The sequence below is a fragment of the Streptomyces sp. NPDC031132 genome (genome assembly GCF_055570595.1).
On sequence record NZ_JBVIGX010000037.1, the window covers coordinates 1 to 6,002 of the forward strand.

Genomic DNA, 6,002 nt, shown 5'->3' on the forward strand with positions numbered 1-6,002 from the left:
CGCCGACGCTCCGCGTCGACTCCCTCCTCGGCCTTGCGATCGCACGCACCGGACGCCGCTCCCTGATCCGGCCTGATCGGCAAGACACCCCCTAGAAGGTGTCCGCAAGGTCCTGCCTGGCCCGCGGCATCTGGTGCCGCACCTCGCCGCGTTGTCGGGGCGAGACGCCGCGGGCGCCGCCCGGCAGGACTTTGCGGACACCCCTAGTGCGACTCGGTGATGGTTCGCGGAGGGCTGTCGAGCCGGGCGGCGTACGCGTCGGTGAGGATGCTGCAGGTGCACCAGTCGCCTGCGCACGGGGTGCCGGCCTCGGCTCCGTAGGGACCGAGGCCGGTCATGAGGTCGAGCACCTCGGCGCGTTCCGACGCACTGAGAACGGGGAGCGCGGCGCCGGGACGCAACCGCCAGGTGTCCGGGACGTCATCGAGATCGCCGATGACCTGAGCGTCGATGAACAAGGTGTAGAGGGGATGTTCGGGAAAGTGGTTGAGCCGTAGGACCCACCAGCGTCCTTCGGCCCGGGCCGCCCGGCGGAAGACGCTTGTACCCGTGTCGTGCCAGGCGAACTGCGCGGGCAGGGCGGGGACAGCCTTCATGCCCGGACCTCCTGGGGCCGATGTGCAGTCGTCGACGGCTCCATCCTGCGGCCTTTCGCCTTCCCGGACCATACTCACGGCCCGGCGTGGGCGGCCCCGCCCAGCCAGGCGGCCAATGTGGCGAAGTCAGCGGGTCCGAGGCCGACGCGGGGGTCCACGCGGTGGAGCAGGGACGGGCCCGGGTGGTGTGCGGCCACCCAGGTCCGGTCGGCGTCGGTGATCTCGTCGTCGACCCAGGCGAACGGGCGGCCGGCGGCGCACGCGACGAGGGCCCGGGTCTTCCAGTGGATCCGCTCCCGGGCGCCGTCCTCCTCGCACGGGTCCGGCCAGTCCACCACCGGCAGTTCCGGCAGTCCGATGCGCGGCGCGACCCACTCGTTCGCGTCGTCCATCCACGTCGTCGCCCAGACCAGTTCGCACGGCAGCGCCAGCAGGCTGGGCCCGAGCGCGGGGTCGATCCTGGCGAGGAGGGGGTTCGCGTCCGGCCGCGTCCCGTACGTCGGATAGCCGTCCGGCAGCTCGTCGGGCGTGGCCCCGAACGGGATGAGCGGTCCGTCGACGTCGAGGAAGAGGAGGGGGCGCTGCCCGGGGCCGGTCATGGCGGCACGATAGCCGCCCCCGGACGTGGAACCGCGGGCGGCGTGATGCCCTCTCCATGGGCAAAGGGGGGACGACCATGACGAGGACAGCTGTGTCCGTGGCCGGGAGCGCGGCGGTGGCGGGGCTGCTGTGCGCCGTGCTCGCGGCCTGTGGCACGCGGCATGCCGGGGAGGCCGCCGCGCCGCCGCCGGCGCCGGTGAAGGAGACCTGCGGCCTCGACCGGACGACGGGCGGCGCCGGAACGGGTCTGCCGGATCCGCCGACGGAGGAGCAAGGCGGCGGCTACGCCGGCCCGCCGACGGACCAGGAGACAGGTGGTTACGCCGGTCCTCCGACCGATCAGGAGACGGGCAGTTACGCCGGGCCGCCCACCGATCAGGAGACGGGCAGTTACGCCGGGCCGCCCACCGATCAGGAGACGGGTGGGCACGCGGGGCCGCCCACCGATCAGGACACCGGGGCGCCGGATCCGCCCACCGACGGGGACGTCACCGACGGGGACGTCACCAACGGGGCGGGCCCCTGCGGGGGCGCCGGGTGGTTCGACATGACCCGGGACTTCAACGCCTACTACGCCGAGCGGCGCAGCAGGGAGGACCAGTTCCTGCCCGAGCGGGCCGTCAGGGAGGCCCGGGTCCGCAAGGGGCGGGACGCCGGCGAGGCGCTCGTCACCTTCACGACCCGGGCCGTCGGCAAGGGCCTCGCGGAGGACGGCCGCCGGGTGGCGCAGGTGTTCGTGTCATGGCGGCAGCAGGTGTACGGGGACCACGGCACGGTGTCCGTCCGGACGCCCGATGGGGACGTCGTCACCACCGCGCCCTGGTGAGTCACGGCCACTGCGCGTCCCAGAACGCGCAGTGGTGCTCCGCCGGCCCGTTCACCACGTGGACCCCGCCCGGTCCCGGCGCGTAGGACAGTACGGATCCGGCGGAGTCGAACCGCGGCCATGCGGCGGTGGGCCGGCCCGTGCGGGCGAACGCCGTCCAGTCGCCGGTCATCCGCTTCGACAGCGCGCGCTGCGGCGCGGTCAGGGCGGCGTCCATCGTGAACAGATAGGGCAGTTCGAAGCCGTGCGAAGCACCGTACGGGAAGCCCTCCACCTCCGGCAGGCCGGTGAAGTTCGGCGCGTCCCGGTCGCTGAACCGGTACACGTACGTCGGCACGTGCCGCGCCACCGCCCTGCTGTCCCGCAGCGCCGGACAGGTGAACGAGGCGTCGGAGAGTACGGCGGCCCAGGCCAGCGCCGGCGTCGGGTACGCCGCCGCCGGGTACTGCGCCTCGACGGCCGGGACGGCGGCGGCGCCGAACGACTGTTCCACCCGGGCCCGGTAGGCACCCGCGTCGGGGATGGGGAACGCCGCCAGGCTCTGCGCCAGGAAGATCCGCATCTCGTCCCGGGTACTGCCCTCGATCACCGGCACCCGGTGGAAGCGGCCGCCCTCCAGGGCCGAGCGGGGTTCCTCGGGCAGCAGGCGGTTGCCGTAGGAGACGAGGGAGAACCGTTGCATCAGCTCCGGGGTCGCGAGGGTCGCCGCGTCCCTCCCGCGCAGGCAGTCCAGTACGGCGCCCGGATCCGGCCGGTCGCAGCCGAGCGCGGCCGCCGCCGCGAGGCCGTCCGCGACGGTGCGCTGTTCGGGCACGAACGGCTCGTACCGGCCCAGGGTGGGCAGGAGCGAGCGCGGCGGCATGGTGGTGGAGCAGGAGCCGCTCTGCAGGACCGCCCGGTGGAACAGGCCGCCCGAGGTCGGTGAGGTGAGGTGCGCGCAGAGGCTGAGGCCGCCGGCCGACTCGCCGAACAGCGTCACGTGGGACGGGTCGCCGCCGAAGCGCGCGGCGTTGGCCCGCACCCAGCGCAGCGCCGCCTGCTGGTCGGCGATGGCGAAGTCGGGGGCACCGCCGAGCGCCGGATGCCCGAAGAGCCCGAAGATTCCGAGCCGGTAGTTGGCGGTGACGACCACCGCACCGCCCTGGACGGCCAGTTGCCCGGGCCGGTACAGGTCCCCGGCCCCGTTGACGAAGCCGCCGCCGTGGAACCAGACCATGACGGGCCGCCGCTGCCCGCCCGAGGGCGACGCGTTCGGCGACGTGACGTTCAGGTACAGGCAGTCCTCGGAGCCGCTCGGGCCGCCCGGGCCCACCGGCGGCAGCTGCACGCAGCGCGCCCCCGGGGCCCCGGCGTCGCGTACGCCCGCCCACCGCGCCGCGGGCTGCGGAAGCCGCCAGCGGAGCGGGCCGGTCGGCGGCGCCGCGAACGGGATCCCCTCGAAGGTGCGGTACGCGCCGTGCGTCCGGCCGCGTACCGGCCCCCGGTCGGTGTCCACCACGGGCCGGTCCGCGGCAGGCGCGTCCGCCGCGGCGGACGCCGGTCCGGCCGCGGTGGCGAGCAGGAGGAAGGCGCACCACACGGCGCACCACATGGAGCTCCGGCGTCGTGGGCAACGGGCACGGGACACGGGCGACCGCCTTTCGTCTCTGCCATGCATTCCCCGGAGCAGGCTCGAAATCCGGTCAACATGCGGGCCGTGCCGGGGTGTTGGGGGCCGGGCGCTATCGCCGCTGCAGTGCGCCCCGTACGTAGGCCGCCTGCCCGGCGTGCTGGAGGTCGTCGGCGATGACGCTCATCAGCCGCACCCCCAGGGTGACCGGCGGGTCCCAGCGCTCGTCGACCACGCGTTCCAAATCGGCGGCGGCGAGGCCGCGGATGAACGCGGTGCTCTGCTCGTGGACGGCGTCGAAGTACCCCAGCAGCAGTTCGCCCGACTCGACCACGACCTTCCCGACCTGCGCCGCGGTGTGCCCGAAGCCGGTGGCCTCGGCGGGCATCGGCAGGGCGAAGCGGGTGAACCAGTCCTGTGCCGTCCAGACCTGCTCCAGGCCCGATGCGTCCGCCACGTGGTCGTCCTGCACCCGGGTCAGGTGCCACACCAGCCAGGTGATCGAGTTCGCCTTCGGGTCGATCCGCGCGTTCAGCTCCTCGGCCGAGAGCCCCTCGACCACGTCGTGCACCACCTCGCGGATGCGTCCGTACGCATCGGCCAGTACCTCCGTAGCCTTCATGCACCGTCCCCAGACGTGTTCGCGAAACCACCGGAACCACCGGAACCACCGAAACCACGGAAACCACTGACGTGACGTGACGTACGGCATCGGCCGGTGCCCGTGGCCACCGGCCGATGTGTGGGGCGACGCGGGCTACATGGGATCCATGCCCCGGTCGTCGATCCTGCCTTCCTTCTCGCTCTGCTCCTGGAGTCGGCGGGCCTTCTCCTGGAGCCTTTGGCGCTCTTCCGGATCGGTGGAGCGTTCGGCCGCGTTGCTCAGCTCCTGCGCCTTCTCGCGCAGTTGCCGGACCCGGCCGTGGGTTTCGCCAGCGCTCATGATCACTCCTCGGGTGTGGGGGGTAAGGAGGCCGGATTCAGCGAACCAGCAGCACTGCGCGGGCGCATCTCGAACCGGCTGCTCCGGTGACCGCCGGGAGGCGGGCTCCCCCGTTTGCCCGCCCCGAATGGCGCAGCGGAGAGGGGTCCCGCTGAATGTGACTGAGCGTGCGATTCCCATGACGCACGTTGACCGGCGCGCGATGTGTAGACCCGCGCGTCGGCGAACGGAGCTTTCCATGAATGACCCCATCACGCTCGCGGCGACACAGGGCGACGACCCCCGCGAGCTCCCCGACACCACCGGCGCAGCGACCCCGACGAGTGCCGAGCCCATACGCACCCTGCTGGAGACGGCCGGCACCTGCCGGCCGCTCGAGGAGGTCGCCGAACTGGTGAGCCTCCTCAAGGACACCGGCCAGAGCCCCGACCACGGCCACCAGGCGCTGCGCGCGGCGGCCGTCGGACGGCCGGTCCAGGACGTGGCCCTGCTGGTCGGCATCCTCGGGACGGGCGAGGACGATCGGCCCCCGGACCCGCCGGACCCCTCGGACCCCGACCAGACCGCCCCGACCGCAGAGACCGCCCGGACCCAACAAGCCTTGGGGGCTCCGGAGGCCCTGGAGACTCCAGAGTCCGCTGAGGCAGCCCCGACCGTCCGGTCCGCGCACCCCGCCTCGGGGGCGCGCAACGGCCGGCCCGCCCGCCGCGCGGGTCCCGCCTGGCAGCGCCCGGCCGCACCGCAGGCGCGGTACGAACAGCCGCACGAACGGCGGCACGAGCCGCTCTCCGAGGAACCGTACGACGAGCCTTACGACGACGAGCCGTACGAGTCCTCCGCGCCATACGGGCGGCCGCGGCGGCCGTACGGGCGCACCGGGAACGGGACCCCGGCCGCCCCCGCCCGCTCCGGCGCGCTGCGCCACGTCCTGCGCTGGCCGGTGGCCGCCGCCCTGCTCGTCTGCGGCGTCCTGCACCTGCCGGGCGACCTGACGGCCCTGCCGTCCCAGACCCCGACGGCCCTCCTTCCCCTCCTCGTCACCGTGCTGTGCCTGGGGCTCGGCGCCCTGTTGGCGGTGCGCGACACCGCCGCCGCCTGGCGGGCCGGTGCGGCGGGCGCCGTCGCAGTCGTCGCCCTCCACGTGGTCGGCGGAGTCGCGGGGTTCGACCCGCTGGAGGGCGCGGCGAGCGCCCCCCTGGCCTGGGCGGGCGTCACCGCGGTGCTCTGCGCCGCGGCCGCCTCGGTCCTGGCCGGCCTGGCGCTCCTGAACCGGTCGCCGCAGGCCCGGGCGGGCGCCGGCGGCTGACCGCGACGGGGGGGGGGGGGGGGGGGGGCGTGGGGGGGGGGGGCCGGGGGGGTGGGGGTGCGGGCCATGGTCAAAGTTCCCCCAACAGGGGGGGGTATGCACGTGCTGAAACCCGCGCCATT

7 protein-coding genes are annotated in these 6,002 nt (G+C 74.3%); 2 read left to right on the plus strand and 5 right to left on the minus strand.

Features of this window, described 5'->3' with window-relative positions:
• Nucleotides 1-203: 203 nt before the first annotated feature.
• Nucleotides 204-596: a hypothetical protein gene (locus tag ACZ49B_RS33150; protein WP_468313272.1), complete on the minus strand. Its 393-nt coding sequence runs from the start codon at nt 594-596 to the stop codon at nt 204-206.
• Nucleotides 597-670: 74 nt separating this feature from the next.
• Nucleotides 671-1,195 (minus strand): HAD domain-containing protein, encoded by a 525-nt coding sequence (locus ACZ49B_RS33155; RefSeq protein WP_468313275.1) that lies wholly within the window; start codon nt 1,193-1,195, stop codon nt 671-673.
• Between the two features lie 77 nt (nt 1,196-1,272).
• On the opposite strand from ACZ49B_RS33155, the gene ACZ49B_RS33160 reads away from it, so the two are divergent.
• Entirely contained in the window at nt 1,273-2,022 is a 750-nt protein-coding gene (locus ACZ49B_RS33160) for a hypothetical protein (protein ID WP_468313278.1), read from the plus strand.
• A gap of 1 nt (nt 2,023) precedes the next feature.
• Here ACZ49B_RS33160 and ACZ49B_RS33165 read toward each other — a convergent pair whose 3' ends face one another.
• From ACZ49B_RS33165 to ACZ49B_RS33175, 3 genes are all read right to left on the minus strand, one after another.
• The gene (locus ACZ49B_RS33165) at nt 2,024-3,613 is read right to left on the minus strand and encodes a carboxylesterase/lipase family protein (RefSeq protein ID WP_468313280.1); all 1,590 of its coding nucleotides are present in this window, start codon (nt 3,611-3,613) and stop codon (nt 2,024-2,026) included.
• Nucleotides 3,614-3,743: 130 nt separating this feature from the next.
• The gene (locus ACZ49B_RS33170) at nt 3,744-4,253 is read right to left on the minus strand and encodes a mycothiol transferase (protein ID WP_468313283.1); all 510 of its coding nucleotides are present in this window, start codon (nt 4,251-4,253) and stop codon (nt 3,744-3,746) included.
• Between the two features lie 135 nt (nt 4,254-4,388).
• Complete coding sequence (locus tag ACZ49B_RS33175; protein ID WP_468313285.1) at nt 4,389-4,574, minus strand: DUF6381 family protein; 186 nt, start codon at nt 4,572-4,574, stop codon at nt 4,389-4,391.
• 238 nt (nt 4,575-4,812) lie between these two features.
• Here ACZ49B_RS33175 and ACZ49B_RS33180 point away from each other — a divergent pair, with 238 nt between their 5' ends.
• A complete protein-coding gene (locus ACZ49B_RS33180; protein WP_468313288.1) occupies nt 4,813-5,880 on the plus strand; it encodes a hypothetical protein in 1,068 nt (355 codons plus the stop codon).
• The last annotated feature ends 122 nt before the right edge of the window (nt 5,881-6,002 follow it).

What these genes read in the sequence shown, in the direction of transcription:
- ACZ49B_RS33150 (WP_468313272.1), bottom strand. Translation starts at nt 596, where the DNA reads ATGAAGGCTGTCCCCGCCCTGCCCGCGCAGTTCGCCTGGCACGACACG.
- ACZ49B_RS33155 (WP_468313275.1), bottom strand. Translation starts at nt 1,195, where the DNA reads ATGACCGGCCCCGGGCAGCGCCCCCTCCTCTTCCTCGACGTCGACGGA.
- ACZ49B_RS33160 (WP_468313278.1), top strand. Translation starts at nt 1,273, where the DNA reads ATGACGAGGACAGCTGTGTCCGTGGCCGGGAGCGCGGCGGTGGCGGGG.
- ACZ49B_RS33165 (WP_468313280.1), bottom strand. Translation starts at nt 3,613, where the DNA reads ATGTGGTGCGCCGTGTGGTGCGCCTTCCTCCTGCTCGCCACCGCGGCC.
- ACZ49B_RS33170 (WP_468313283.1), bottom strand. Translation starts at nt 4,253, where the DNA reads ATGAAGGCTACGGAGGTACTGGCCGATGCGTACGGACGCATCCGCGAG.
- ACZ49B_RS33175 (WP_468313285.1), bottom strand. Translation starts at nt 4,574, where the DNA reads ATGAGCGCTGGCGAAACCCACGGCCGGGTCCGGCAACTGCGCGAGAAG.
- ACZ49B_RS33180 (WP_468313288.1), top strand. Translation starts at nt 4,813, where the DNA reads ATGAATGACCCCATCACGCTCGCGGCGACACAGGGCGACGACCCCCGC.